Consider the following 25,294-nt stretch of genomic DNA (forward strand, 5'->3'; position numbering starts at 1 on the left):
CCCGTTACGAAGAGAAGCGACCACCGGTCACGAAGACCGTTGTGCCAGTGATGTAGCGCGCCTGTTCGGATGCCAGGAATGCAACCGTGTTTGCGATGTCACGGGGTTCGCCCAGGAAGCCGACCGGATTTTTCGAAAGAGCGATTTCGCGCAGTTTTGGGTAGGTCGGCAAACCCTTGATGCCTTCAGTCTCGATGAAGCCGGGAGCAACGGTGTTCACGGTGATGCCGTTCCTTGCCTGCTCAAGCGAAAGCGCGCGGCTGAAACCCACAATCGCCATCTTTGATGCGGTGTAGTTTGTCTGCCCCGGATTGCCGAACATGGAGCGAGAGCCAAGGTTGATAATTCGGCCCCATTTGCGGTCCTTCATTTGCGGCAGGACCGCGCGGCAACAGTGGAACGTGCCTTTGACGTTCACGTCCATTACGAGGTCCCAATCCGCCTCCGCCATCTTGAGCAGCGTGACGTCCTTGGAGATGCCGGCGTTGTTCACGAGCACGTTGATCTGGCCGTATTTGGCGAGGATGGACCCGACAGAAGCCTTAACTTCCTCTTCATTCGTCAGGTCGCAACGCGAGGCGATCGCTTCGCCACCAGCTTCACGGATCGCTGCTGCCGTCTCCTCTGCATCGTCGCCGTGGATGTCGACGATGCCTACGCGTGCGCCTTCACGCGCAAATGTCAGCGCTGTTTCGCGACCAATGCCCATGCCAGCACCCGTAATCATCACTACGCGACCCTTCAGTCCAAGATCCATCTGATTTGCTCCTAGTACGAAATACCGTAGACAACCTACGACATACCGAATATGCTAGGGGTGTGAATCCCGACTGTCATCTTTTTTGGTGTAGGTGTTTCCCCTGATGCAGGTGAAGTTTCGAGCGGGTGCGGGGTCCGCATCGCGCCCACCGAGAAACGTGGATCAATTAAAATCGCCCCGGCACAACGGGACAAAAGCAAGGAGTGGATATGCCGACACTGGTGCCAGCCGCCGCGCGCGCGTTGGCGATCTTCGAGATATTTGCGCGCGAGAAGCGTGAGCTCACCAATTCCGAACTGGCGAAGTTTCTTGGCGTGGCGGAGAGCAGTTGTTCCGATCTGGTCAATACGCTTATCGGGCTTGGGTACATCAATCGGGCACAGCAGTCTCGAACGCTCTACCCGACCAGTCGGCTCTTTTTCATCGCGTCGGAGGTCAACACGAACGACTGGAGGGGCGCGAAGATCCAGCAAGTGTGTGAAGCGCTGCGCGACAAGACCGGTGAAAGCGCGCTATGCGGGGCACTGAGCAACAGGTCCGTGACCGTGCTGGCCTTCTCGCCGGGACGTGATCCGTTGCGCTACACGCGCAGTCGTGGTGACCGGATCAGCTTGCATGTGTCCTCTATCGGAAAGGCGATCCTGGCGAAACTGCCCGTCGAGCAGGTCGCGAAAGAACTCGGCAACGAGTCGTATGAAAGGTTGACGCCCAATACGTTGACCGAGCCGGTCGAGCTCGCCCGCCAGGTCGAGGAGTTTCGCCACAAGGGCTGGGCATATCTTGAGAACGAGGGCAGTGAGGGATTGGCGTCAATTGCCGTTTCAGGGCCTATCGGCGGCGAGCTTCTTGCGTTTTCGATCACGGGCGCCCAGCCACGCATCAGACGAAATCAGGTGGAATACTTGAATGCGCTGAAGGAGCTGTGCGCTGGCGTTTTCGATCACGACTGACATCCGATGAATGCGCGGTGGCCGGAATAGCTTGAGGGTACTTGCACGGAAGTACTCACTTTTTAATTCTCGCGGGGCAACCCAGGTTTCCGTCCGATCTTCGCGGAAGTAGTCTGCGGTCAAACTGAAGGGTCGGATAACTGGGGCTATCCGACCCTTCGTTTCGGGACATTGATTGATGCGTCAACGGATTTGCACCCGCTCGCACAACTAATTTTGTTACTACCGCTGCGCGCTGCTCGTCCTCCCGTTTCGCGGCCACGGTTTTGTCCAGTTTTTGGTTGCGCCGGGTCTGGTCCGCCGTCGCAAGCGCCTGACGGTACCCGCCTGCGGTTCTGGCCAGTTTCGCAGCCTCGCTCCAGAAGCCGCGGCGAGCCTTCACGCAGTCAATAAACAACCGGTATTCCGCTGCGACGGTCGTGGACATCGGGGCGAGCCTGGCCACCGGCGCGAAGGCCGGGTAGGGGAGCGCGACACCACCGACGTCCGGACACATCGTCGCGCAGCGCCGCAATCCCGCTATCGCGGCCGCGGGCGTCGCGGCGCAGACCTGCAGGCGCGCGTTCTCCCAGCGGGCAACAAACTGACCATCGACGCCTTGATAGAGCCAGCACCAAGGCATCGCTGCCTGGGCGGACGTGACGCCATTTACAGGCTCGTCGGAACGAAGCGCATTCAGCGCGCAGGCGCGCATGACGGTATGCCATCTCGATGCATACGGCAGCACGCTTCCACGATGCCAGGTCAGACGGGAGTCAGGCATGTTTGGCCCTGCGTCGGGTGTCTCCCCGCAGCGCTGCGCTCGCCGATACCAGTGCCATCAGGGTGCCGTGCCAGCTTGCGTCGACAGCGCTCCTCCATGCGTCGGCCGAGATGGCTACATCGATGTCGACGCCGCCCGCGACGCGCAGTAAAACGTGGCGACAGGCTTGCGCGACAGTCTTCATCGGGAAGTCTGCTGGTCCCGCGTAACGCGGCGGCAGTGAGTCCTCCATTGCTCTCATCAATGTCTCGGCGTGATCCGCCATCCGGAAGCCGTCCGCCCACTGCAGAGGCGCGAGTCCCGCCGTGAACGAGCAGCCTGAACCAGCTGGCCATTCGCTCCCTTCGTCGTAGCCACGCATCACGTAGGCCAGTTCGCTGACGTGACGCACGCCGTGAAACGGTTCCGCGGCCAGCATGAAGCGGGCAGCGACGTGGGCACCGCCCGCCAGCGCCATGCCGATCGGCTCGTCAAAAAACTGCAGCGACGCGATCGAGAATACAGACAGGCGGATTCGTTGCTTCTCGAGCAGGCTGTGAAGTTCTACCAGCCAGATCCACTCGCGCTGACTCATACCTTGCGCCTCATCGATCACCAGCACGAGAAACCGGCCGCCGCCCTGGGCGGCAAGTTCAATCCACCGCTCGACCAGCATCGTCTGACGCTCCAGCGGGCTGCGCCGCGACTGCGCCAGCCGATGACCGCTTGCTTCAAGAAGGTGTGCATAGAATCGCCCCACCGCTGCGGCGCTCCCGGAGTCCGTATGGCTCCAGATGACCAGCGGCACGTGGCCGCCGTGACGCTCAGAGAGCAGGCGTTGCAACCAGTGGTCGACCGCGCTCGACTTGCCAAAGCGGGATGGCCCGAAGATCGTCGCTCCGTCGATCTGGTCATCCAGCCACATACTGATGCGCTCGACCATGTCATGGATGGCGATTGTGAACAGGGAATAGTCGCGCGTGACAATCGGATGATCTCGCGGCACGTGAGCGGCAACCAGCGGCTCTGCAGTTTCGGGAAACATTACCATTGCTGCGCCCGCCGCATGGGTGGTAGTGCCGTCCCGATTCCACGATCCCGTTGAGCGGGCACCGCGTCGTGTTCTGCTGACGTGCTGCCCATCCTGGAAAGGCTCACCATTGATTGACCGGCGACCTGCTCTGCATGCTTTTGCAGGATGCGCCTGGCTTCCAGATACGCGGGGTGGGCGGGTAGCTTGCCCGAGGGTGTCGCCTCGGCGTAGCGGATCAACGCCTCAACGGCGTCGCTGTTCGTCGCCAGATGCAGTAGCCGGCGCTTCTCAAGTGAGCGGATCGCCTGTCGCACATAGAGCGAATGAGGCGTTCGGTGCCAGGGGGGTGCGGCGCGCACGACGCCGAGAAAATGCCCCTGCTGTGTCGACACGGTGGCGTAGCGCGCGTCGTCCTCGTCATCGAGATTGAGCCACAGGTTTTCACCCAGCAGATCGGTGCGCAGGCAAAGCCACTCCGCTGAATAGCGGCCGTTGGCAAAATTGAAATGGGGCCGGCGGCCGCTTTTCACGCCACCGAGCAGCGTGCACAGCTTGCGCGTACCGACGATGCGCCGCACGGCGTCAGGGTCGGCTCGTCGTGGTTTAAAGTTTCCTTGTGCGAGCAGTCGGTCCAGCTGTTCGAGGGGGCTCCGATATCCAAGTCCCGAATGCGGTGTTGCGTTGTAGTTTGCAATGAGCGTGTCGAGCAACTCTTGCGCATATTCGAGCTGGAACTGGGTGGCGAGCGCCGCTGCGTCGGGATCCGTACCGCGTCGAGCCACTGGCGAACTTCCGGTTGTGGTTGAGAGTCGATGGAAACCGTCGGCTGCCAGACGTGCGAAAAATGATTCTATAAACGGCCGGTCGTCCTTGCTGCGTCGGCGGCTAAAGCTCGCACGGTCCTGTGGCTTGACGAGCTTTGCGCCCACCACGTCGTGCAGGACCCCGTCGACGCGCTTGCAGATGTTGGCGAGCGCACCATCGACGCTGAATTCGTTCCAGCATGCACCGACCAGTTGAGGAAAGCGGTGAGCAGGCAGGCCAGCGCCTGGCAGATAGGCTGCATTGCCGAACTGCAGCTCGCGTGGCGCCCATGGCTGCAGGGCGCAGCGGATGGCGCGCAGTACATCCTCGGCCGCACATTCCCGGCGCAAACTCAGGTGGTAACCCAGCACTGCGCGCGACGCTACCTCAATCAGCACGACGACCCACAGTCGGTGAATCATGCGAGGCTCGGTTCCGCCGTGCGGTGACGGGACCAGCACCATCATCCGACTGTCAAGCTTGTGCGCGTCGCACTCAACGCGCTCGAATGGAGCAAGAAGTGGGCGACGCGTGCCGTCGCCGCTCGCGGCCTTGCGCGCTGAGTCGTCGCTGGTGAGTTGACGGGCTCTGGCAGGATTCTCGGCGAGCACGCGGTCGATGAAGCGGGAGAGGGTCACGTAACCACGCTTCTCGACGTTGAATGGCCAGTCGCCCCGGTGCTCGAAGCCGCGATCGCGCAATTCAGCGAGAAACCATCGGAACACTGCCATGCGCGGGCGAAGCGAAGATTCGAGGACGCTACGTTTGCGCAGGATGTGCTCCCGCAAACAGCTTTCGAACCCTCGTCCCGCCGGAGATTGGAAAACCCATTGCAGTGCACCGACTGCTCCGCCGCCCCACGCATTAGGCTTGATCGGCGCCTTTCTATCGTAGGACTTGACGCGCGCATAAGGCAGGAGTCCGCGCCAGCCGTGAACATCTCCGTCGGGATGGACGGCGAGGCAGCGCTCGGTGAGCAACCGGTAGGTCTGGACCCGGCTCATCGCGCATGCCGTCTTGAGTTGTGCATCAGTAGCACCGTCAAGGTACAGGCGGATTGCGCGCTCTCGTCGCCCGTACAACGCGTCACGCTCAGGGGAGAGGGCAGCTCTGTCAACTCTGGGCCAGATTGCGAGATCGACGGCGTCCCCGTCCAGGTCGGCACTTTGCGAATGATCGCATGCTCGCAACCGTGAGCGTCGTCTCATCATGCACTCCGCTGTCGTCTCGACACCAGAAACAAGGTTGGGCGATTTTGGGCAGTGCGTCGCGACCTTCGGAGACGGCGGCCACACGGTAGTCGACTTGGCGGGAAGAGTCGGTTCCGGGATGGCAGGCAAGCAGTGTCGCGATAATGAATGAGGAACTCCCGGCAATCGGACGGCGTTGATTGCAGCTAACTCGATTAGCGCGGCGAGCGTTCTCGGCAGCTCGACGGGCAACGTGCGGAAGCCGCTTGTCGACCCTTCTCGGACAGGACCCACCGTACCACTACGTCGCCATTCGCCCGCACATGTCATTGCCAACGGTAGCTGGTGACCTCGCCGTTGATTATGGCCCTTAAGTAATTCGACTTCCCGCGCGCGTCGAGATGCAATTTGCGCCCCGGCACCGGAAGCATCGTGTTGCCAGCGGCGCTGTACCGGTTCAGTCCAGTGCGGCGACTTTGCGCGGCTGTCGCCTTTTCGTCTTTCCCCTGGACACGTCGACAACGCTCGGCGAGCACGCCCGGACGATCGTCTCCACGAGTGCCTCAAGCTCCTCTCGCTTCTCGCCCGACGACACGTCGAACAGCTCAAACACACCCAGGCCACGTAGGGTGGAAAACACCGACTTCGTAAATCCTTTTGGATGCGGATGATGTTCGTCAAGCTCGGGAAACGCCCCCCGGAACAGCGAAAAAAACTTCTTATCCTCATTCGCACGCTTGGCATCGATACGCGTGAAAATCGATGGCGTGGCCTTGCAGCCGAAGAACAGACTCCACGCCGTGAGGTAATCCGGCGCGCCGAAGATCTGCTTCCAAGCCTGGAGAACGAACGCTTCTGCTCTTTCGCGCAGTGGGAGCGCAGGATCCGGCCACACGCCACCATGATCGCTCAACGGGGCCATGGCTTCGTCCACCAGACGCTCCATCAGCGCGTCCCGACTTTCAAAGTGGTGCTGCAGAGCGCCAAGAGAGACGTTGGCCCCTCTCGCGATCTTCTGCAACGTCGCGCTTTTGAAGCCCTCCTCGCGAAGCAGCCGCTGCGCTGATTCGATAATTTTTCGCTGGGTCGCCTCGATGCGCTCACTTTGGGGCGTTCGCGTACGCGCGGGTTGTGATGGAGATTCCATGGTTCTCGCCTGTTCAGTCACACGAAAACAATAATAAATACTTCTCGGTTATTCGCAATCCCAATCCGCGCGGAACCGGCGGCGATTTGCCGCCCTTCGCATGGTCGATCACACCCTTTTTCAATCAATTCCTGCTGCGACCGAGTTCTGCGGCCCGATAGGTACAAACACCAATAATAATAATTTATTGTTTTTCTATAGTTGAGGGGTCGGCCGGCAACTCGCGGCCTCGTCCAACCTCAACCGGATCTGACATGTCCCGCCTGATTGACCGCCTCCCGAACGATGACCACACCAATGGCTGGAGCGCTTTGTTGCCTGAGCGCTCGCCGCGGCCGTCGCTCGTCGGTGACCGGGATTTCGACTGGGTGATCATTGGGGCCGGATACGCGGGACTGGCGGCCGCGCGCAGGCTGGCGGAACTGCGACCGGGGGCGTCCATTGCCGTGGTCGACAGTGGTGTCGTTGGCGAAAATGCTTCCGGGCGGAATTCCGGATTCGCCATCGATTTACCGCACGCGCCTTCCACCTCCGCTGCGTCGGTTGAACAGGGTCGCCGCGCGATCCGGGTCGGACGCTACGCGCTTGCCGAACTCGAGCGACTCATCCAGGACCATCGCATCGAATGCGACTGGGAGCGACGCGGCCGCTATCACGCTGCGGTGACGAGTAAGGTCGCCGGCAAGGTGCTCGATACCTATGCGTCGAACCTGCGTGCGTGGGGAGAAGCGTTCGAGCCGCTCACGCGCGACGAACTTGAAAGCCGGTTGGGTACGCGCTATTACCACTCGGCGATCTACACGCCGGGCACCTGCCTGATGAATCCCGCAGCGCTCGTGCGCGGCCTTGCCGACAGCCTGCCGCCCGAAGTGGAACTGTTCGAAAACTCGCCGGTTGTCGAGGTGGAATTCGATGGTCCTTCGCCGTTCGTACGCACCACCACCGGCCGCATCCGATTCGGCAAGCTCTTTCTCGCCGTCAATGCGTTCTCAGCTTCGTTCGGCGTCTTTCAGGACAGGCAGATCCCGGTTCTGCTGTTCGCGAGTCTCACGAAGCCACTGACGTCCGCGCAACTGGCAAAGCTCGGCACAGACGCTAGCTGGGGCATCACGCCCGCGCATGGCGTGGCCGGCTCGACGCTTCGGCTCACTGCCGACAGGCGGCTGCTGATCCGCCAGGGCTTCGACTATTCCCCGTCGCTGAAAACCAACGAGGCGCGTCGCGATGCCGCCCGCGCGAAGCACATGGAACTGCTCGAACGTCGCTTCGCCCACCTGGGCGGCACGCTTGACATTGAACACTTCTGGATGGGCTGGCTCGCCGTTTCACACAACCACGCGCCCGCCTTCGGGCAGGTTAGCGACAACGTCTATGCCGCCGCCTGCTGCAACGGTGCGGGCATCGTGCGCCATACCGCAGCGGGGATGCTGATCGCGGAACTCGCAAACGGCCAGCATAGCGAATTGACCGACGACTTTCTGATTCAAGGCACGGCCAGCTACATCCCACCGCGGCCCATCCGCGACATCGGCGTGCATTTGACGCTGATGCGCGAACGGGCTTCCGGCCGGCACGAAATCTAGCGCAAGCGCTTTCGCGCACCGAGCGCGACTTTTATTCAATCAAGGAGACATAGCAATGCGGAGCATCCGACTCATCAAGGGCGACTCGATCCAGACCGCGGATCGGGGAGGCGCCGCCGATGGCACGGCAGAAATCTCGTGGGCCATTTTCGACAGGGAGGGTGCAGTCCTGCCTTGCGGTTTTGGCCGCTGGCACGAAGCGTTGTGCGAGCCGAAGACACTCACTTATGACGAAGTGATTCTCGTGCTCGAAGGCGTATTTGGCGTCGAAGCCAGCGACGGCATGCGAGTCGAAGGCCGTCCCGGTGACGTGATCGAGTTGTGCAAGGGCGCTACCGTCAAATACTTCGGCACTCACGCGAAGCTGTTCTTCGTGACCAACTGACACGTCAGGAGAACGGCATGCAATCCAATTCCACTCACGGACATCTCGAGCGCAAGCTCCGGAACCGGCACATCCAGCTGATCGCGCTCGGCGGCACGATCGGCACCGGCCTCTTTCTCGGCTCCGCCGGCGTTCTCGAACTTGCCGGACCGTCCATGCTGCTCGGCTATGCGATCGGCGGACTGGTGGCATTTCTCATCATGCGTTTTCTCGGCGAGATGCTCGTCGAAGAACCGTGTGCAGGTTCGTTCAGCCACTTCGCTAACCGGTACGGTTCGCGCTTTGCCGGCTTCCTGTCGGGGTGGAATTGTGTCGCGCTATACGTGCTTGTCGGCATGCTCGAACTGACTGCCGTCGGCAAGTTCGTCCAGTTCTGGTGGCCGGGTATTCCGACATGGGTCACGGCGCTCGTCTTCTTCGTGATCATCAACGGTGTGAACTTCATCAACGTGAAAATCTACGGCGAGGTCGAGTTCTGGTTCGCGCTGATCAAGATCGTCGCCGTGATCGCGATGATTGCGGTGGGTGCCTACATGATCTTCAGCAACGATCATCCCGGACAGTCGGTGAGCAATCTCTGGTCACACGGCGGCTTCTTCCCGCATGGCGTTTCCGGTCTCGTGATGGCAATGGCGTTCATCATGTTTTCGTTCGGCGGCGTCGAAATGCTTGGTTTCACCGCAGCCGAAGCCGACAAGCCGCGCCAGGTCATTCCGAAGGCAATCAACCAGTTGATCTTCCGCGTTCTTGTGTTCTACATCGGCTCGATGGCGGTGCTGCTCGCGCTTTCACCATGGGACCATTTGCTTGCGCAACTGCAAATGGGCGGCGGCACATACAGCAACAGCCCCTTTGTGCTCGTCTTCTCGGGCATCGGCGCAAACCTGGCGGCAAACGTCCTCAACTTCGTGATTCTGACGGCGACGCTTTCTGTCTATAACAGCATGGTGTATTGCAACAGCCGCTTGCTCTACGGCATGGCAAGCGAAGGCAACGCGCCGAAGTCGCTGATGAAGGTCAACAGCCGCGGTGTGCCGGTGCGGGCCATCGTTTATCCCGCCGTCTTTACCGCGCTTTGCATCGTACTGAATTACGTTGCACCGGCGAGCGTGATTGAAATCCTGATGTCGTTGATCGTGGCCGCCCTTGTCATCACGTGGGTCACCATCATCGCGACGCATCTGTGCTTCCGGAAGGCGCGCATGGCAAGCGGTATGAAGTCCGGATTTCCTGCGCCTTTTGCCCCCATCACCAACTATCTGTGCCTCGCTTTCATGGCGCTGATCGTCGGCGTCATGCTGCTGACACCGGGTATCCGTGCTTCCGCATTTGCGATCCCTGTGTGGATCGGCGCAGTGTACTTCGCCTACCGCTGCGTGCTGGGCCGTCAGCCCGGAGCCATCATGGCCTCATCCTGATTCACCTACTGTCTGGAAAATCGTCATGTCTGATCTCTATGAAAACCCGATGGGCCTGATGGGCTTCGAATTCGTCGAGTTTGTTTCCCCTACGCCCGGTGTGCTCGAACCGCTGTTCGAGAAACTCGGCTTCACGATGGTCGCACTGCATCGTAGCAAGCAGGTCGTGCTGTACCGCCAGGGCGATATCAACTTCATCGTCAACAATGAGCCGAACAGCGTTGCATCGTACTTCGGCGCGGAACATGGTCCCTCGGCGTGCGGTCTGGCTTTCCGCGTCAAGGATGCGCACCAGGCCTATGCCCGCGCGCTCGAACTCGGAGCGCAGCCTATCGATATCCCGACGGGCCCGATGGAACTGCGCCTGCCTGCCATCAGAGGCATTGGTGGCGCGCCCCTCTATCTGATCGATCGCTTCGAAGACGGCAAGAGCATCTATGACATCGACTTCGAGTACCTGCCCGGCGTGGACCGCCATCCGGTCGGCCACGGCTTCAAGGTTGTCGACCATCTCACGCACAATGTCTATCGCGGACGCATGGCGCACTGGGCATCGTTCTACGAGAAGTTCTTCAACTTCCGCGAGATCCGCTATTTCGATATCCAGGGCGAGTACACGGGACTGACTTCCAAAGCGCTCACTGCGCCCGACGGCAAGATTCGTATCCCGCTCAACGAAGAGTCCAGGCAGGGTTCCGGACAGATCGAGGAATTCCTCATGCAGTTCAACGGGGAAGGCATCCAGCACGTAGCGCTGTTGACCGACGATATTCTCAAAAGCGTGGATGCATTGCAGATGGCCGGCATCCCGCTGATGAACGGTCCGAACGACATCTACTACGAGATGCTGGAAGAGCGCCTGCCCGGCCATGGCGAGAATGTCGGCGAGTTGCGGGCGCGCGGGCTGCTGCTCGATGGCACGACCAAAGACGGCAGCAAGCGGCTGCTGGTACAGATTTTCTCGCAGGCGCTGCTCGGTCCGGTGTTCTTCGAGTTCATCCAGCGCAAGGGCGATGACGGGTTTGGCGAGGGCAACTTCAAGGCACTCTTCCAGTCGATGGAGCGCGACCAGATCAGGCGTGGCGTTCTCCAGGCATCGGACTAAAGGTGACTATCATGAAATCACGAATTGAATCCACGCTCATCCTCGTTTGTGCTGCACTGGTGACGGGAATGGCTCACGCTGACCAGACGGTCGTCATCGGGTATGGTGGCCCATTGACCGGCCAAGTTGCGCACGTGGGCAAGGATGCTGAGAACGGCGTCAAACTTGCAATCGAAGACGCGAACGCTGCTGGCATCAAGATCAAGGGGCAGCCGGTCCACTTCCAGCTGGTATCCGAAGATGACGCAGCGGATCCCAAGACGGCCGTGACCGTCGCACAGAAATTCGTCGATCAGAAAGTGAACGGCGTAGTTGGCCACATCACCTCCGGTGCGACCATTCCCGCATCGAAAGTGTATGCGGGCGCGGGCATACCGCAGGTTTCGCCATCCGCGACTAACCCTGAACTGACGAGACAGGGTTTCGCCACCGCACATCGCGTGATTGGTGACGACAGCGAAGTCGGACGGGTTATCGCCCAGTACATGGGACGCACGAAAGGATACAAACGTGTTGCCGTTGTCGACGACCGCTCTGCCTATGGTCAGGGTCTTGCGGATGTGGTTGTCAAGGAACTGAAGGCCGCAGGTGTTGATGTTGTCGATCGTGAATTCGTTTCCGACAAGACCGTCGATTTCCGGGGCATTCTCACGTCGATCAAATCCAAAGATGCGCAGGCCGTGTTCTATGGCGGTGTCGATGCTCAGGCTGGCCCGCTTCGCAAGCAGATGACAGGTCTTGCGATGAAGATTCCGCTCGTCGGGTCCGCGATCGAAACCGACAAGTTCGTCGAACTGGCGGGTCCCACTGCCGCCGAAGGGACGGTTTCCGCGGAGTCGGGGCAGCCGCTCGACAAAATGAAAAACGGTCCTGCCTTCGCGGCGAAATACAAGAAATTTGGGTCCGTCGTCCTGTTCGCACCTTACGCCTACGATGCGACATGGGCGCTGATCAATTCGATGAAGCTGGCTGATTCGACCGCGTCGGCCGATTACTTGCCCGCAATGAAAAAGGTGGAATTCGACGGTGTGACCGGCAAGATCGCCTTCGACTCCAAGGGCGACCTGCGTGCAGCCGCGGTGACGCTGTATGAAGCGAAAGGCGGCAAGTTCCAGCCGGTGAGCACGGTCACGGGCTCACCCCCCTCCAGCTCGAACTGATTTTCGCCTTGCACGACCAGCAGATCGGTCCGCTGGTCATCTATGCGGGATCGTCGGCGAGCAGTCGAGGGCCCGCTTCAGCCATCCTGAGCCCGATGGCGTGCGGCTCAAGTCGGACCCTCTCCGGTCATAAGTGGGGCGTTGGCACGACGGCCGTTTCCAGCGCACAGCGGCCATCCGCGCTGTCCCGCCGACTGCTCCTTACCCAGTCCTACCGGCTATCCATAGCGCTGGTATTGCCTGATTGATCGCGCACGCATCATCTCAGCCGCCGCAGGACCACCTCGGCCGTACCGCCGCTCGAAGCCGGCGTCGTCCACTTGAGTTGGTCTCCATTGATGGTGAATGGTCGCTTCTGCTCGACGCCGTTCCAGTTCGGAAACGAACTGGTGGAGACATGGAAAGTGATTGTCTTGTCGGCCTCGTCCACTGTGTAGGTGCCGAAGTGAGCGATCATTCCTTGCACGACTGCCTTGTTTTCCTCGGGCGTGCCCTCCGTCCGGTTGGCGGACGCAAACTTTGCAATATCGGCGCGAGATGTCATCAGGATATAGTGACCACTCCCATCGAACACCGCGAGCCCTTGCGGATTGGTGCCGTACATGGGTTGCCGACTGCCGTCCGGTCGCACGGTATCGACCGATACGTAGGCCCACGTTCCGACGACCTGTTCCTTCAGCGTCCCTGTTTGAGCGGCCACATCCGTGTATGAAATCGCCATACCCAGCAACACCGCCAAAGCATGACCGGCACAAAGGCTCATTTGTCTCATCACGCCTCTCCACTAGAGAAATTTTGAAAACGGTTCGCTGTGCCGCGCTATCGAATTGTTTCGGATTCGGAAAGTTCGCTTGGCGATTTCTCCAGAAGGCTACTTTGCAACATGTCCAACGACTAGGCTCGTTTTCCTGCATTAACGAGCGTTCGATGAGCCTGGCATCCAGCGCCCGCCTGGCGCTCTAGGCGCACGCGCGGTCATTCGCTGCGCACGGAACGCAACCGGCGCGAAGACCGCAGTGACCGAGGACTCGCCTACTGTGATCGGCTGGCGAAAGTCCGTTGTCTCGCGCGAATCCGACGTTCGAATGTCGGCCACCGTGCAAGGTCGACTGACCTGTTATGGCCGAAGGACGACGCGTTGGCGGTGGGCTACGCCGATGACGCGACCGCATCGGGGAGGAGCCCGGCCAGTTTGCGCCCGAGCCGCAGGCGGCCGGTTCCGTGCTGTTCGGCTATTTTCGCAGCAGCGGCGCAGCCATCGGCGTGCATTGCGTTACAAAATCAGTTGCAACCCAACCGCACAGTGATACCAGATTTAGTTGACGGCGAATGCTCGCCAGCCCCTTTCTGCGCGGACCGCCGCGCGAAATGCTGCATTGCACAATAGTAGTAACTAATTTGGTTGTGCGAGCGGATTTCTCACCGTGGAAAGCGTGTCCTACCGACGAAATCACGCGTCGCGCGGCCGAAGAGCCCTGAATACATCCTCGACCGATTCGGCTCGCTGCGCGTACAGCCTGGCCGGCGGCGCTCCAACTGCGATCGGCCTGACGGCTCGCCATCGAGCGCGCTGTTCCCGGTTGCGTGAAGACGTCCTGATCGGGTAGGGTGGCGACGTCTCCCATCTCAAGGAAGGAATAACGATGACGAAGCAGGAACTGATCGACGCTATTGCGGCGAAGACGGGCGAAAGCAAGGCTGCGACGGGCGAAGCGATCGACGCCTTCATTGCGGCGATCACCGCCGAAGTGACGAATGGCGGCACGGTGCAGCTGGTCGGCTTCGGCTCGTTTTCGACCGGGGCCCGCGCGGCGCGCGTTGGCCGCAATCCGGCCACCGGCGAAGAAATCCAGATCGCTGCGGCAAAGACGGTGAAGTTCACCGCGGGTAAGGCGTTCAAGGACGCCGTGAACGGACAGTAACCGCCAGCGCGTCGGCTCGTTAGTTTTCGGGCGGCGTTGCCACTGTTTCAACCGGTTCCTCATGGTTGAGACGGTTGGATCGCTGACCCGCGAAACCGTGGGACGTTTGATTGTGATCGTGACATCGCAGGTTTGTGACGGCACGACGATCCGCACAGGGAGGACGGTCCGTAGCACCCCGCAAATAATCGAACCCGAGTTGCGCCGGCGAGCAGGCATTGTCGTGGCCTGGGATGTGCGGTGTACCGGACCGGGCACGCCCCTGACACAGCGCCGGACGACCGGCCCTGGCTACAATAAGGCCACCGATCAGGCGTGGCCGTTGACGACATTACATGAGTTCAAAGCGAGGTCCGGGCAGCGTGAGCCGGCCCAGACGACCCCTCTCGAAAACAATGCTGTTACCCATGGACGTGGCGTCCGCGCGGGAACAGTCGCTGTCCTATCACCTCGCGCTTGCGACATGCAGGAGTGGTCACGGGAACAGCTACCTGTTCAATGAGCTGATGCGAACCGTGTACGTCGCGTGGTTTCTTCAGCAGGCGGGATACGGCGACGAGCCGCTTGAACTGTACAAGTTCGCCGAATATGCGGTCGAAGCCGCGCTCACGCTTGCGCATGAATCGGGCGAATGGCTGCTCGCAGACGACGCGCTACCGGTTTTTGAAAAGCTGCTGGGGCTACACGACTCGCAACTCGCCGTTGCGCCGCTGCACAAGGTCGTCGACGCCGAGCGGCGGCTCGCACGGTTCCTTCACGGAACAGCCAGTTCGCCCATTCCAGAAGGAGAGTGAGCCGAGCCGGAAACCGCCGGTAAGTATGATCGCCGTTGTCGATTGTTTGCGTAGGAATCCTACTTAAATGGATCTGTGCGTCCTACGACCGACCCGTTCACGTAAGAATACTTATCGCAATAGCACGGTTTGGTACCCACTTTTTCCTGAAGAGCCGGGTCCGGTCGGGTTCGGGTTTTTCTCCGGAAGCGTAGGTGCGGTCGCCACCAAGCGCGCAATTCGAGGTCAGAGGATGTCAGTCGGTCAAGACGCTGGAGTGAGAGACTGGAAAACGCTTACCGAATGTAGCTGCCACCGTTCACATCGAGCGTGGCTCCGTTGAGTGAGGCCTGCGACTTCCGCAGGACAAACGAAACGAGTTCAGCGACCTCTGTTGGAGTCGCCATTTCGCCTATCGGGATGTCGGCCACAGCCGCAGACTTTCCATGTTTCTCGACAAAATCCGCTGCCACGTCCGAACGCACCCATCCCGGCGAAATATTGACTGCCGTCACGCCATCGGCCCCGAAGGAGCGAGCGATGGACTTGGTGAGATTCGCAAGCAAAGCTTTGGCCGCGCCATACGGCATGGCGTTTGCCGCATAGCCACGCTGTCCAGCACGACTCGTCATATTGACTATGCGGCCGTCACCGCTATGCCGGAAGTGTTTGATTGCTTCTCTGCAAAGGTCAGCAGCTGCAAAGAAGTTAATCCGAAATTCTTTCTCCCAGGCAGACTGCCAATCCTCTTCACTAACATCAACCGTGACCTCCGTGCGGATACCAGCGTTATTGACAAGCCCATGTATGCGGCCAGTAGCCTCAACCGCATCGCGCCACAGCTTGAACGCCCCGTCAACAGAAGACAAGTCCGCCTGGACGATTACACCATTGCCTCCAATGTGGCCCAGCAACGCTTCTGCCTTGGCCTTGTCGCGGCCATAATGAACGATTGTTCGCGCGCCGTCGGCCGCTAACTGTTCGACAATCGCGGCACCGATACCTCCCGAGGCCCCTGTTACGAGAACGGTCTGACCATCAAGCGGAATGTTCAAGTTTCTCTCCCAATCTTGACTGTTCTATGCCGTGACCGATACGGGGACGCGCGGCGCCAGCGCACACATTAGCTCGTAGCCAATCGTGCCGGACGACGCAGCGACGTCATCAATCTTGACGTGTTGTCCCCACAATTCGACTTTCGACCCGATGCCAGCATGCGGGCAAGGCGTTAGGTCCACTGTCAACATGTCCATCGAGACTCTACCAGCGGTGCGCGTCAGGACTCCATCAACCGATACGGGAGTACCGGACGGCGCGTGCCGTGGATAGCCATCTGCATAACCACATGCGACCACGCCAATACGGATGTCGCGTTCGGCAGTGAATGTGCGCGCGTAGCCCACCGTCTCGCCAGCTCGCATAGTTTGGGTCCCAATAATCTCGCTGCTTAATGTCATTGACGCGCGCACCTGAACGTCCGCAACGTCGCGTGCACGGCCCGACGGCGAACCGCCATAAAGCACGATGCCCGGTCGAATCCAATTCCGATGTGCTCGGGTATGCCACAAGGTAGCTGCGGAATTTGACAGGCTCCGGTCCCCTGGCATGCCATGGGTAATCGCGTCAAAGCGATTCAACTGCCAATCAACCTCGCCTTCATCCGCATTCGCGAAGTGACTCATAAGCGTAATGGTGCCAACGCCGGGTGAGGCCAACGCGCGTTCCCACGCCTCGCGATATTGTTCTGGCGTAAATGCGAGTCTGTTCATGCCTGAATTCATCTTCAGGTAGATGTCGATAGGCTTCGTTGGCTTGGTGGAGGCAATCAACTCTCGTTGCTCTTCACAGTGTATTGCGACAGTCAGGCCGATCTCCTCGGCTATCTTTACGTCGCTGTGGGTGAAGATTCCTTCAAGGAGCAGGACGGGCTTTTTCCAGCCGAGCTGCCGAACGCGAACCGCTTCATTAAGGTCGAGGAGCGCGATTCCGTCCGCAGCTTCCAGTGCCGGATAGATTCGTTCAATACCGTGTCCGTACGCGTTTGCCTTAACTACGGCCCAGACGCGAGACTTCGGAGCTCGTTGACGGACGACTTGCAGGTTATCTCTCACCGCGTCCGGGTGAACGAAGGCTTGAATTGGACGAGGCATTGCTTTTCCTTGAGAAACGGTTGCGACGGTGACAACTACCGTCGAGAGGAAAGGGAAGGGATAGGTGCGTCTCGTAGGTGCTGCTTCGGTCGCATGCAACGCGGTTAGTTCAGGTCGAATTCAGCCGGAGCGGGCGATTCCTTTGCGTAGCGGGAAATGTTGAGGTCATCATGGCGAATCGCCGGCTGCCTCCCCGAAATCAAATCCGCGAGCAGCTGCGCTGAACCACACGACATCGTCCAGCCGAGCGTGCCATGACCTGTATTCAGATAGAGATTCGGGACCGCGGTACCTCCCACAATAGGCGTGCCGTCAGGTGTCATGGGGCGAAGCCCGGTCCAGAATGTTGCCTTTGAGGTGTCGCCGCCACCCGGGAAAAGGTCGTTTACACACATTTCCAAGGTTTCTCGACGCGCTTCGCGAAGACGCTTGTCGAACCCGACGATTTCAGCCATGCCACCAACACGGATGCGCTTATCGAACCGAGTAATAGCGATTTTGTACGTCTCGTCTAGTACCGTTGACACTGGCGCGCATCGCTCCTCGACGACGGGGGCGGTGATGGAGTATCCCTTGAGCGGATAAACGGGAATCTTGACAATGTCCGAGAGGAAGTTCGTCGAATATGAGCCGAACGCGACGACGAACACGTCGGCGTGAATCAGCTTGGCATTGTGGCGGACGCCGACAACCATACCGCCCTCCACGACAAGACCGTCGACGGGTGTGTTGTACCGAAACGTGACGCCCGCTTTCTCAGCTATTGCCGCGAGCCGAGTCGTGAACAACTGGCAGTCGCCGGTCTCATCGCCCGGTAAGCGCAGACCGCCGGTCAGCTTGTGGGAGGTGGCGGCTAGAGCCGGCTCGACTCTGGCAAGTTCACCCTGAGTCAGTAACTCGTATGGGACATTGGCTTCTTTCAGCACGGCGATGTCCTTCGCAGCACCGTCGAACTGCTGCTGCGTGCGGAACACCTGCAAAGTACCACCAGTGCGTCCTTCGTACTGGATGCCTGTTTCTGTGCGTAGTGCCTTCAGGCAATCGCGACTGTATTCCGCCAGTCTGACCATCCGGTTCTTGTTGATGCCATAGCGCTCAGCAGTGCAGTTCTGAAGCATCTGCCACATCCACTGAAGCTGGAACTGCTTGTCCTTATCGTCTGGACGAATTGCGAGCGGAGCATGCTTCTGAAACATCCATTTCACTGCCTTGAGAGGTACGCCCGGTGCCGCCCAAGGCGCGGCATAACCTGGCGAAATCTGTCCTGCATTGGCGAAGCTTGTCTCCAGGGCGGGTCCCTGCTCACGGTCGATGACGGTGACCTCATGGCCTGCACGCGCGAGATAGAACGCGCTCGTCACACCGACAACTCCACTTCCCAAAACGACGATTCGCATATAGCCGCCACAAGGTCGCAAGGTTGACCACTCTGTACACATAAATGTATGCAGATTTTACGCCTATATTATTCGCTGTTATGTAGAGTTAAAAACTATTTAATTGCGAATTGGTGGTCGAATCGACTGTATTTCGCGACCATTGAGCCACTCAATCCGCTGGAAACCTTGTCGCTGCTGGCCCAGCGCGGTCTGCGGCGTCTGCTTCGGGTGCGACTAGGGAGAAGTGCTTAGTTGACAGGCTAAATTTTGAAATCCTAGACTGTGTACATCGCTGCACACAACTAGATGCGCAAGATTGTGTGGTGAGAAACCTGATGTTCTCATCGGACCTATCCATACCTCGGGAGTTGACTATGGTTTCCCTGTCCTGTCTCACTCGGCGCGCTCTGACGTGCCTGGCGGTAGTCGGTTTTGTCGCAACTGGCACCGTGGCTCACGCCGACGACACCAGCGCCTGGCAAAGCGTAAAAAAGGCTGGTGTTCTCCGTTGCGGGGCGGCCGTGGCACCGCCCTACGTCATGCGCGACCCGAAGACGGGTGAATACAGTGGGTTCTTCGCGGAACTCTGTCGCAGCTTTGGACAGAACGTGCTCAAGGTTAAGGTGGAGTTCGTCGACACGACATGGGACAACATCGTGGCCGGACTGCAGTCCGACAAGTGGGACTTGTCGATGGCGTTGAATGACACGCCGGAACGCGAAAAGGCTATTTCCTTCTCTGCGCCGGCCACGGACTACAACGTCTCCTTCGTCTACAACAAGAACAACCCCAAGGTTCCCAAGGGCGCTCACACCATCGCCGAAATTGACAAGCCCGGAGTGACAGTCGCGGTCATGTCGGGCACTGCCCAGGACAAGGTAATTTCCGCTGTTTTCAAGCAAGCGACAATCATGCGCCTGCCGGGTAACGATGAAACGCGCCTCGCTCTCATGTCCAAGCGGGCGGACCTCCTCGCGGACGCAAACATCACGAACATGTTGCTCACCGAGGCGCATCCGGAATGGGCGTCAACCATCCAGCCGACTCCGCCGCTGGCTCAGCAGGAAGTTGCCTTCGGACTCAGGAAGGAAACGCCTGCTGCGGACATCGCCGTTCTCAACAAGTACGTGGATGAACAGGTCAAGTCGGGCTCCGTCAATCGCCTCATCAAGACCTCTGTCCAGGCGATGCTTGTCACCAACAAGTGATGCTTCGTTTGACGCGGCACGCCTGAACGCGCGGGCGGTGTCCAAGACATTCAGAAGGGCCCCGTCAATTTGCCCTTCGCAAAACATGCGCCGACGGCGCGTCAGCTGGAGAGATTCAATGCTTTCTTCAACACCCATGATTGGCCAACCCGACATTCCGCGTGCGGCGCTTGATTCAGCCAATGCGACCTTCGGCGATTTCGTGCAGTTTCGGGATGTCTATAAATCCTATGGTCCAAATCTGGTTGTCATGGACCACATGGACCTGGACATGCGCGCTGATGACCGGCTCGTCATTATTGGCCCGAGCGGAAGCGGTAAGAGCTCGCTGCTTCGGGTAATGATGGGCCTGGAAGGAGTCCAGGGTGGCCAGATTGGCTTTCAGGGCAAGCCTTACATCTTCGGAGCCGACTCGGGCAAATCGAAACGCATCGACAGCAAGCTACAGAAACAGATTGGCATGGTGTTCCAGCACTACACCCTGTTTCCGCACCTCTCGGTGTTGAGCAACCTCATCCTCGCGCCAACAAAAGTCAGCGGCATCTCGAAAGCAGATGCGACCGAGCGGGCGCGCATGTACCTCGCCCGACTCGGCCTTGAAAGCAAACTGCGCGCGTATCCGAGTCAGCTCTCTGGCGGACAGAAGCAACGCGTCGCTATTGCGCGTGCCCTGATGCTGGAGCCGAAGTTGATGTTGTTCGATGAAGTGACGTCAGCGCTTGACCCCGAGATGGTCATTGAAGTGCAGAACGTGATGCTTCAGCTAGCCGAACAGAAGATGGCGATGATTATCGTCACGCACGACATGCACTTTGCTCGCGACATCGCCACTCGCGTAGTTTTCTGTGCGAGCGGAAAAATCGTCGAGCAAGGCGCTCCTGCTGAAATGTTCAAGTGCCCAAAGGAAGGTCGCACGCGCGAGTTTCTCGAGAAAGTGCTGCATCTCGACTGAGGTCCGACATGAACTACCATTTCGACTTTCGCTTCCTTGAAGGCAGTCTCGGTGCCTTACTCGAAGGCCTTAAGGTCACCATCGAGCTCGCGGTAGCTTCGAACATCATGGGTCTCGTGCTCGGCTTTCTCCTTTGTCTCATGGCCATGAGCAGATGGGTCGTCGTGCGCTGGCCTGCGCAACTCTTTATTGAGTTTTTTCGCTGCACGCCGGCTCTCCTGCAAATCGTCTGGTTCTTTTACTGCATCCCGATGATGGTCGATGTGTTCATCGACCCCATCTTGATGGGCGTGCTTGCGCTTGGTCTGAATCTGACCGCATTCAATGCTGAAGCTTACCGCGCAGGTGTTCAGGCAGTCCCAAAGGAGCACCTCGATGCGTGCGTTGCGCTCGGCCTGAAACCATGGCAACGCACGGTGTATGTGGTGCTACCTCAAGCACTTCGCAGCGCGATGCCGGTTCTCATGACCAACGGTATCGGCAGCCTGCAGCAGAGCGCGCTTGTTGCCATCGTCGCGGTCGCTGACCTGATGTACGTCGGCAAGAGCCTCGCAACCGAAGCTTATCGTCCGCTCGAAACCTACACAGTTGTTGCGCTCATTTACTTCGCGCTGTCGTTGCCCATCGCAAAACTTGTGCACGTGATTGAGCGTCGTCAGGACCTTGCGGTCAAGCGTTGAGGAGAAGACCATGCATCTCGATTTCTCGGCTGTTCTTCCTTACTGGTTGGTCTTGCTGAAAGGGCTTGGACTCACCGTTGCTTTCACAAGCAGTTGCGCCGTCATCGGAAGTCTCGCGGGCTTCGTGTTGAGCCTGATTCGTATGTCGCCGAACCGGTTTGTCAAAAGTGCGACAACGCTGTACGTAGAGTTCTTCCGAGGCACGCCGTTGCTCATCCAGTTGTTCTGGGTTTTCTTTTGCTTCCCAGTTATCTTCCGGCTTCCAATGCCGCCGTATGTCTCGGTTGTCATTTCTCTGACGCTGTACATGGCGGCCATCACCAGCGAGACGTTCCGTGGCGCGTTGAAATCCATCTCCGCAGAACAGCATGACGCCTGTACTGCATTAAGCCTTACGCCGCAAGCAAAAATCTTGTACGTAATTTTCCCGCAGGCGCTGCTGCGGGCGATTCCGCCTTTGCTCTCGAACGTGGTCAGTCTGTTCAAGGAAAGTGCGCTCATCTCATCGGTGGGCGTCGCGGACCTCATGTTCGTCGGACAGAATATATCGAACAGCACGGCAAAGCCGGTGGAGTTCCTGACGACTGTCGCGATTATTTACTTTCTGGTCGCTTTTCCGCTCACCCGTCTGGTCGGCGTGGTCGAGTCGCGATTCCTTAGGCGCTTTGCCTACTAACCAAACCCATCCTCCATATAGGGAGAAACACATGCAGATGAAAGGCATCCTGCCCGCACTCGTCACTCCGTTCAATGCTTCCGGCGCTGTTGACCACGACGTGCTGGCAAACATTCTCGAGTTTCAACTCAAGGCGGGCGTAACCGGCTTTGTCCCGCTCGGCTCGACCGGCGAGTATTACGCTCTGACGCATGACGAACGGCGGGCCATCCTCAAGACCGTTCTCGAGGTCGTGGGCGACAGCGGTACGCTCATCGGCGGCGCGAACGGTTCGTGCACGCGTGAAGTCATCGAGCAGGTTCAACTGGTCCGCGATGCAGGCTACAAAAACGTCCTCATTGCGCCCCCGTACTATGCATTGCCATCGCAGGAAGAACTGATTGGCCACTACGAAGCCATCCTCAAGGCGGTTTCGGACGTCGACGTTGTGCTCTACAACTATCCGGTTCGCACGAACGTGGAAGTGGGCTTCGGCGTGCTGGACGCGTTCAAGGATAACCCGCGCGTGGTCGGCATCAAGGAAAGCAGTGGCAATCTGCTGCGCGCTATCGAAATCGGCGAGAAGTACAAGGACCACTACCAGCTGTCGTGCGGGTCTGACGACCAGGCGCTCGATTTCTTCCTGTGGGGTGCGAGCAGCTGGATTTGCGGTCCGGCAAACTGTTTCGTGAGGCCCGTTGTGGACTTCTATAACAAGTTCTCGGCTGGCGACATCCGCGGCGCACAGGAAGTGATGCGCTCCCTGTTCCCGGTCATGGCGACGATGGAAGCGGGCAAGTTCGTGCAGAAGGTGAAATACGGTTGCGAACTCGCTGGCTTCAAGGTTGGGGCAGCTCGCATGCCGCTGCAGCCGCTCACGGACGAAGAGAAGGCCAACTTCCGCGCTGTCTTCGAAGCAGCTCAGGCATGACATGAAGCCGGCGGAGAAATCCGCCGGCGATGCACTCTCGCAAGGTATTCAGATGAGCAAGCACAGCTTTAAGAGTATCGAAGGGCATACGGAAGGCATGCCTGTGCGGATGGTGATTGCTGGCGCCCCGGACCTGGTCGGCACGACAATGGACGAGCGCCGCAGAGTCTTTCTACGGGACCACGACTGGATTCGACGCGCGTTGATGCTGGAGCCGCGCGGACACTCACACATGTCCGGAACGATTTTGTACCCGCCTATGTCAGCAGACGCGGACATGAGTCTCGTATTCATTGAAACATCCGGCTGCCTGCCGATGTGCGGACATGCATCAATTGGCTCCATTTCGTTCGCGCTCGAAGCGGGTCTGATTCAACCGAAGTCGGCCGGTTCGGTCGTCGTCGACGTCCCAGCCGGCAAGCTCCGCGCGAGTTATGTGATGGATGGCGACCAGGTCGCGTCGGTTCGGTTCACGAATGTTCCCAGCTTCCTCCTTCATCGCGATGTTGAAATCAAGCATCCTCACTTCGGACAGTTGGTCGTTGACATCGCCTATGGCGGCAACTTCTATCCTATCGTTGAGATGCAGCCGAACTTCCCGGGCTGCGAACACTTTTCGCCTGAGCAGTTGCTGGAATGGGGGCGCCAGATGCAAACCGCGGTGAACTCGACAATTGATGTTGTTCATCCCGACAACCCGGACATTCGCGGCGTGAAACACACCATGTGGACGGGCGTCCCTGTTTCCAATGATGCTGACGCTCGCGCGGTGGTCATTGCAGGCGACACCCTGATTGACCGCTCACCGTGTGGGACTGGCACGTCCGCTCGGGTCGCACAGCGATACGCGCGTGGGCTACTCGGTGACGGGCAAGCTTTCCGCCACCAGAGCCTGATTGGCAGTTGTTTCATCGGTCGAGTGGAGTCAACAACAAGACTTACGAGCGGGTTGGACGCAGTCTTGCCGAGCGTCGAAGGACGCGCCTGGATTACGGGACGGGCTGAACACTACGTCGACAACTCTCAGCCATATGCTCATGGCTTCAGCCTGCAGGAGTATGCGAATTGAACGCCGTTCCTCGCGAAAATCTTTCGCGTGACCCGCTCGCCTCTGCCCGAGAATCTGCTGTCGTGATAGGCGGCGGCATCGTGGGCGTTTGCTGCGCGCTCTATCTTCTGCGCAGTGGCTACGACGTCACGCTAATCGACCCGGAGGCGCCGGGAAATAGTACGGCGAAGTGGAGTTGCGGCCAGATGGCGGTGAGCGAAATCATCCCGCTATCCAAGCCGGGGATTCTCATGAAAATCCCGGGCTGGCTGATGGACCAGAAAGGTCCACTCGCGCTTCGCCCGAGCGCTTTGCCAGGAATCATTCCCTGGTTCTTCCGGTTCCTGATGTGCGCAAGGCCTTCGAAGATTGTCGACATCGCTCAATCGATGGCGACACTGACGCATGATGTCTATGCAGACTACGCTCCATTGCTCGATGCGTGCGACGACAAAGCTCTCATGGGAGAGCGTCCCATCCTGGAAGTCTTCGACAACCCGAGTGGACTTGCGCATGAGCAGCCACATCTGGAGTTGCGCGAGTCGCTTGGCTTCAAATCACAACGCCTGAACGCAAAGGAAATCGGTGACCTCGAGCCTGCGCTTGCTGGCAAGTTTGCCTACGGCCTGATGTTCCCCGACTGGCGCGCTGTTAGCGATACGGAAGGTTTCATTGCAGCGCTCACTGGCAGCTTCATTGCCCAAGGGGGGCTCCGCATCCAGACGCAGGCCAGTCGCATTGTCGAGTCGCAGGGCCGCGCGGTAGGTGTCGACCTTGCAAATGGCGAGAGCGTTGCGGCACACCATGTTGTCGTTGCCGCAGGTACAGGCGCGCGGCAGTTCTTCAGCGCGCTGGGGGTAAGCGTGCCTCTCGCGGGCATCGCTGGCTACCAGGCTGTTGTTAGAAATCCAGGCGTGGAATTTCGTCATTCGACCATCTATGCGGATGGTGGCTTCTGCTTTACACCTATGACTCGGGGTCTGCAGATTGGCGGCACCATCGAATTCGCAGGCAACGGCGCGAAACCGAACTTCGGGCGAGCGGACATCATCCTTGAGAAAGCGAAACGGGTTTTGCCAGACCTTAAAACGGCCAACGTGGAATACGGCGTTGGCTATCGTCCGTTCCTGCCTGACACGAAGCCCATCATTGACCGTTCTCGCCGGCTTAGGAACGTCTTTATGGCGTTCGGTCATGGACAACTCGGTCTGACGCTCGGCGCGACTACAGGTCGGCTGATTGCTGACATGGTGGCCGGTCGCCCGACGAAGCAGGACCTCACGCCTTTCAGCGCTTATCGCTTTTCCTGACGAGACTTA

Annotated in this window: 24 protein-coding genes; 15 read left to right on the forward strand and 9 right to left on the reverse strand. The window is 59.1% G+C overall.

Features of this window, described 5'->3' with window-relative positions; genetic code table 11:
• Positions 1-4: 4 nt before the first annotated feature.
• Positions 5-757, reverse strand: a complete 753-nt coding sequence (locus tag H1204_RS44885; protein ID WP_180735408.1) for an SDR family NAD(P)-dependent oxidoreductase — start codon at positions 755-757, stop codon at positions 5-7.
• Between the two features lie 212 nt (positions 758-969).
• Between H1204_RS44885 and H1204_RS44890 the strand changes: the two genes are divergently transcribed.
• Positions 970-1,710: an IclR family transcriptional regulator gene (locus H1204_RS44890; RefSeq protein WP_180735409.1), complete on the forward strand. Its 741-nt coding sequence runs from the start codon at positions 970-972 to the stop codon at positions 1,708-1,710.
• 55 nt (positions 1,711-1,765) lie between these two features.
• Here H1204_RS44890 and H1204_RS44895 read toward each other — a convergent pair whose 3' ends face one another.
• The 4 genes from H1204_RS44895 to H1204_RS44910 all read right to left on the reverse strand — a co-directional run bounded on the left by H1204_RS44895 (position 1,766) and on the right by H1204_RS44910 (position 6,626).
• Positions 1,766-2,473: a hypothetical protein gene (locus tag H1204_RS44895; RefSeq protein WP_180735410.1), complete on the reverse strand. Its 708-nt coding sequence runs from the start codon at positions 2,471-2,473 to the stop codon at positions 1,766-1,768.
• Positions 2,466-3,497 carry an ATP-binding protein gene (locus tag H1204_RS44900; RefSeq protein ID WP_180735411.1) on the reverse strand — a complete coding sequence of 344 codons (1,032 nt, stop codon included), beginning with the start codon at positions 3,495-3,497 and terminating at the stop codon, positions 2,466-2,468. The genes H1204_RS44895 and H1204_RS44900 overlap by 8 nt, the downstream gene beginning before the upstream one ends.
• On the reverse strand, positions 3,497-5,293 hold the full coding sequence (locus H1204_RS52185; protein WP_243469012.1) for a transposase: 1,797 nt from the start codon (positions 5,291-5,293) through the stop codon (positions 3,497-3,499). The genes H1204_RS44900 and H1204_RS52185 overlap by 1 nt, the downstream gene beginning before the upstream one ends.
• A gap of 643 nt (positions 5,294-5,936) precedes the next feature.
• Positions 5,937-6,626 (reverse strand): TetR/AcrR family transcriptional regulator, encoded by a 690-nt coding sequence (locus H1204_RS44910; RefSeq protein WP_180735412.1) that lies wholly within the window; start codon positions 6,624-6,626, stop codon positions 5,937-5,939.
• A gap of 254 nt (positions 6,627-6,880) precedes the next feature.
• On the opposite strand from H1204_RS44910, the gene H1204_RS44915 reads away from it, so the two are divergent.
• The 5 genes from H1204_RS44915 to H1204_RS44935 are packed head-to-tail and all read left to right on the forward strand — an operon-like array spanning position 6,881 to position 12,277.
• Positions 6,881-8,209 carry an FAD-binding oxidoreductase gene (locus H1204_RS44915; RefSeq protein ID WP_180735413.1) on the forward strand — a complete coding sequence of 443 codons (1,329 nt, stop codon included), beginning with the start codon at positions 6,881-6,883 and terminating at the stop codon, positions 8,207-8,209.
• A gap of 55 nt (positions 8,210-8,264) precedes the next feature.
• Positions 8,265-8,594 (forward strand): hypothetical protein, encoded by a 330-nt coding sequence (locus H1204_RS44920; RefSeq protein ID WP_180735414.1) that lies wholly within the window; start codon positions 8,265-8,267, stop codon positions 8,592-8,594.
• A gap of 17 nt (positions 8,595-8,611) precedes the next feature.
• Complete coding sequence (locus H1204_RS44925; RefSeq protein WP_180735415.1) at positions 8,612-10,012, forward strand: amino acid permease; 1,401 nt, start codon at positions 8,612-8,614, stop codon at positions 10,010-10,012.
• A 25-nt stretch (positions 10,013-10,037) separates the two neighbouring features.
• Entirely contained in the window at positions 10,038-11,117 is a 1,080-nt protein-coding gene (hppD, locus tag H1204_RS44930) for a 4-hydroxyphenylpyruvate dioxygenase (RefSeq protein ID WP_180735416.1), read from the forward strand.
• Positions 11,118-11,128: 11 nt separating this feature from the next.
• On the forward strand, positions 11,129-12,277 hold the full coding sequence (locus tag H1204_RS44935; protein WP_180735417.1) for a branched-chain amino acid ABC transporter substrate-binding protein: 1,149 nt from the start codon (positions 11,129-11,131) through the stop codon (positions 12,275-12,277).
• Between the two features lie 259 nt (positions 12,278-12,536).
• Here the strand turns inward: H1204_RS44935 and H1204_RS44940 are convergent, their stop codons facing one another.
• Positions 12,537-13,049 carry a lipocalin-like domain-containing protein gene (locus H1204_RS44940; protein WP_035993956.1) on the reverse strand — a complete coding sequence of 171 codons (513 nt, stop codon included), beginning with the start codon at positions 13,047-13,049 and terminating at the stop codon, positions 12,537-12,539.
• Positions 13,050-13,920: 871 nt separating this feature from the next.
• Between H1204_RS44940 and H1204_RS44945 the strand changes: the two genes are divergently transcribed.
• Together H1204_RS44945 and H1204_RS44950 are read left to right on the forward strand one after the other, a co-directional pair.
• The gene (locus tag H1204_RS44945; protein ID WP_180735418.1) at positions 13,921-14,199 is read left to right on the forward strand and encodes an HU family DNA-binding protein; all 279 of its coding nucleotides are present in this window, start codon (positions 13,921-13,923) and stop codon (positions 14,197-14,199) included.
• A 407-nt stretch (positions 14,200-14,606) separates the two neighbouring features.
• Positions 14,607-14,993, forward strand: a complete 387-nt coding sequence (locus tag H1204_RS44950; protein WP_180735419.1) for a hypothetical protein — start codon at positions 14,607-14,609, stop codon at positions 14,991-14,993.
• 275 nt (positions 14,994-15,268) lie between these two features.
• Here H1204_RS44950 and H1204_RS44955 read toward each other — a convergent pair whose 3' ends face one another.
• The 3 genes from H1204_RS44955 to H1204_RS44965 all read right to left on the reverse strand — a co-directional run bounded on the left by H1204_RS44955 (position 15,269) and on the right by H1204_RS44965 (position 18,519).
• Positions 15,269-16,027, reverse strand: coding sequence for an SDR family oxidoreductase (locus H1204_RS44955; RefSeq protein ID WP_180735420.1), 759 nt, complete (start codon positions 16,025-16,027; stop codon positions 15,269-15,271).
• Positions 16,028-16,051: 24 nt separating this feature from the next.
• On the reverse strand, positions 16,052-17,122 hold the full coding sequence (gene alr / locus H1204_RS44960) for an alanine racemase (RefSeq protein WP_180735421.1): 1,071 nt from the start codon (positions 17,120-17,122) through the stop codon (positions 16,052-16,054).
• A gap of 104 nt (positions 17,123-17,226) precedes the next feature.
• Positions 17,227-18,519 carry a D-amino acid dehydrogenase gene (locus tag H1204_RS44965; RefSeq protein ID WP_180735422.1) on the reverse strand — a complete coding sequence of 431 codons (1,293 nt, stop codon included), beginning with the start codon at positions 18,517-18,519 and terminating at the stop codon, positions 17,227-17,229.
• A 356-nt stretch (positions 18,520-18,875) separates the two neighbouring features.
• Between H1204_RS44965 and H1204_RS44970 the strand changes: the two genes are divergently transcribed.
• From H1204_RS44970 to H1204_RS45000, 7 genes are all read left to right on the forward strand, one after another.
• Positions 18,876-19,709, forward strand: coding sequence for a transporter substrate-binding domain-containing protein (locus H1204_RS44970; protein WP_180735423.1), 834 nt, complete (start codon positions 18,876-18,878; stop codon positions 19,707-19,709).
• 136 nt (positions 19,710-19,845) lie between these two features.
• Complete coding sequence (locus H1204_RS44975; protein ID WP_180736330.1) at positions 19,846-20,661, forward strand: amino acid ABC transporter ATP-binding protein; 816 nt, start codon at positions 19,846-19,848, stop codon at positions 20,659-20,661.
• An 8-nt stretch (positions 20,662-20,669) separates the two neighbouring features.
• Positions 20,670-21,341: an amino acid ABC transporter permease gene (locus H1204_RS44980; RefSeq protein ID WP_180735424.1), complete on the forward strand. Its 672-nt coding sequence runs from the start codon at positions 20,670-20,672 to the stop codon at positions 21,339-21,341.
• Between the two features lie 10 nt (positions 21,342-21,351).
• A complete protein-coding gene (locus H1204_RS44985) occupies positions 21,352-22,017 on the forward strand; it encodes an amino acid ABC transporter permease (protein WP_180735425.1) in 666 nt (221 codons plus the stop codon).
• A 31-nt stretch (positions 22,018-22,048) separates the two neighbouring features.
• Complete coding sequence (locus H1204_RS44990) at positions 22,049-22,927, forward strand: dihydrodipicolinate synthase family protein (protein ID WP_180735426.1); 879 nt, start codon at positions 22,049-22,051, stop codon at positions 22,925-22,927.
• A 52-nt stretch (positions 22,928-22,979) separates the two neighbouring features.
• Positions 22,980-23,996 carry a 4-hydroxyproline epimerase gene (locus H1204_RS44995; RefSeq protein WP_180736331.1) on the forward strand — a complete coding sequence of 339 codons (1,017 nt, stop codon included), beginning with the start codon at positions 22,980-22,982 and terminating at the stop codon, positions 23,994-23,996.
• Positions 23,993-25,285, forward strand: a complete 1,293-nt coding sequence (locus tag H1204_RS45000; RefSeq protein ID WP_180735427.1) for an FAD-binding oxidoreductase — start codon at positions 23,993-23,995, stop codon at positions 25,283-25,285. The genes H1204_RS44995 and H1204_RS45000 overlap by 4 nt, the downstream gene beginning before the upstream one ends.
• Positions 25,286-25,294 lie beyond the last annotated feature (9 nt).

It is taken from the genome of Paraburkholderia sp. PGU19 (assembly GCF_013426915.1).
In the GTDB taxonomy this organism is placed as follows: domain Bacteria; phylum Pseudomonadota; class Gammaproteobacteria; order Burkholderiales; family Burkholderiaceae; genus Paraburkholderia.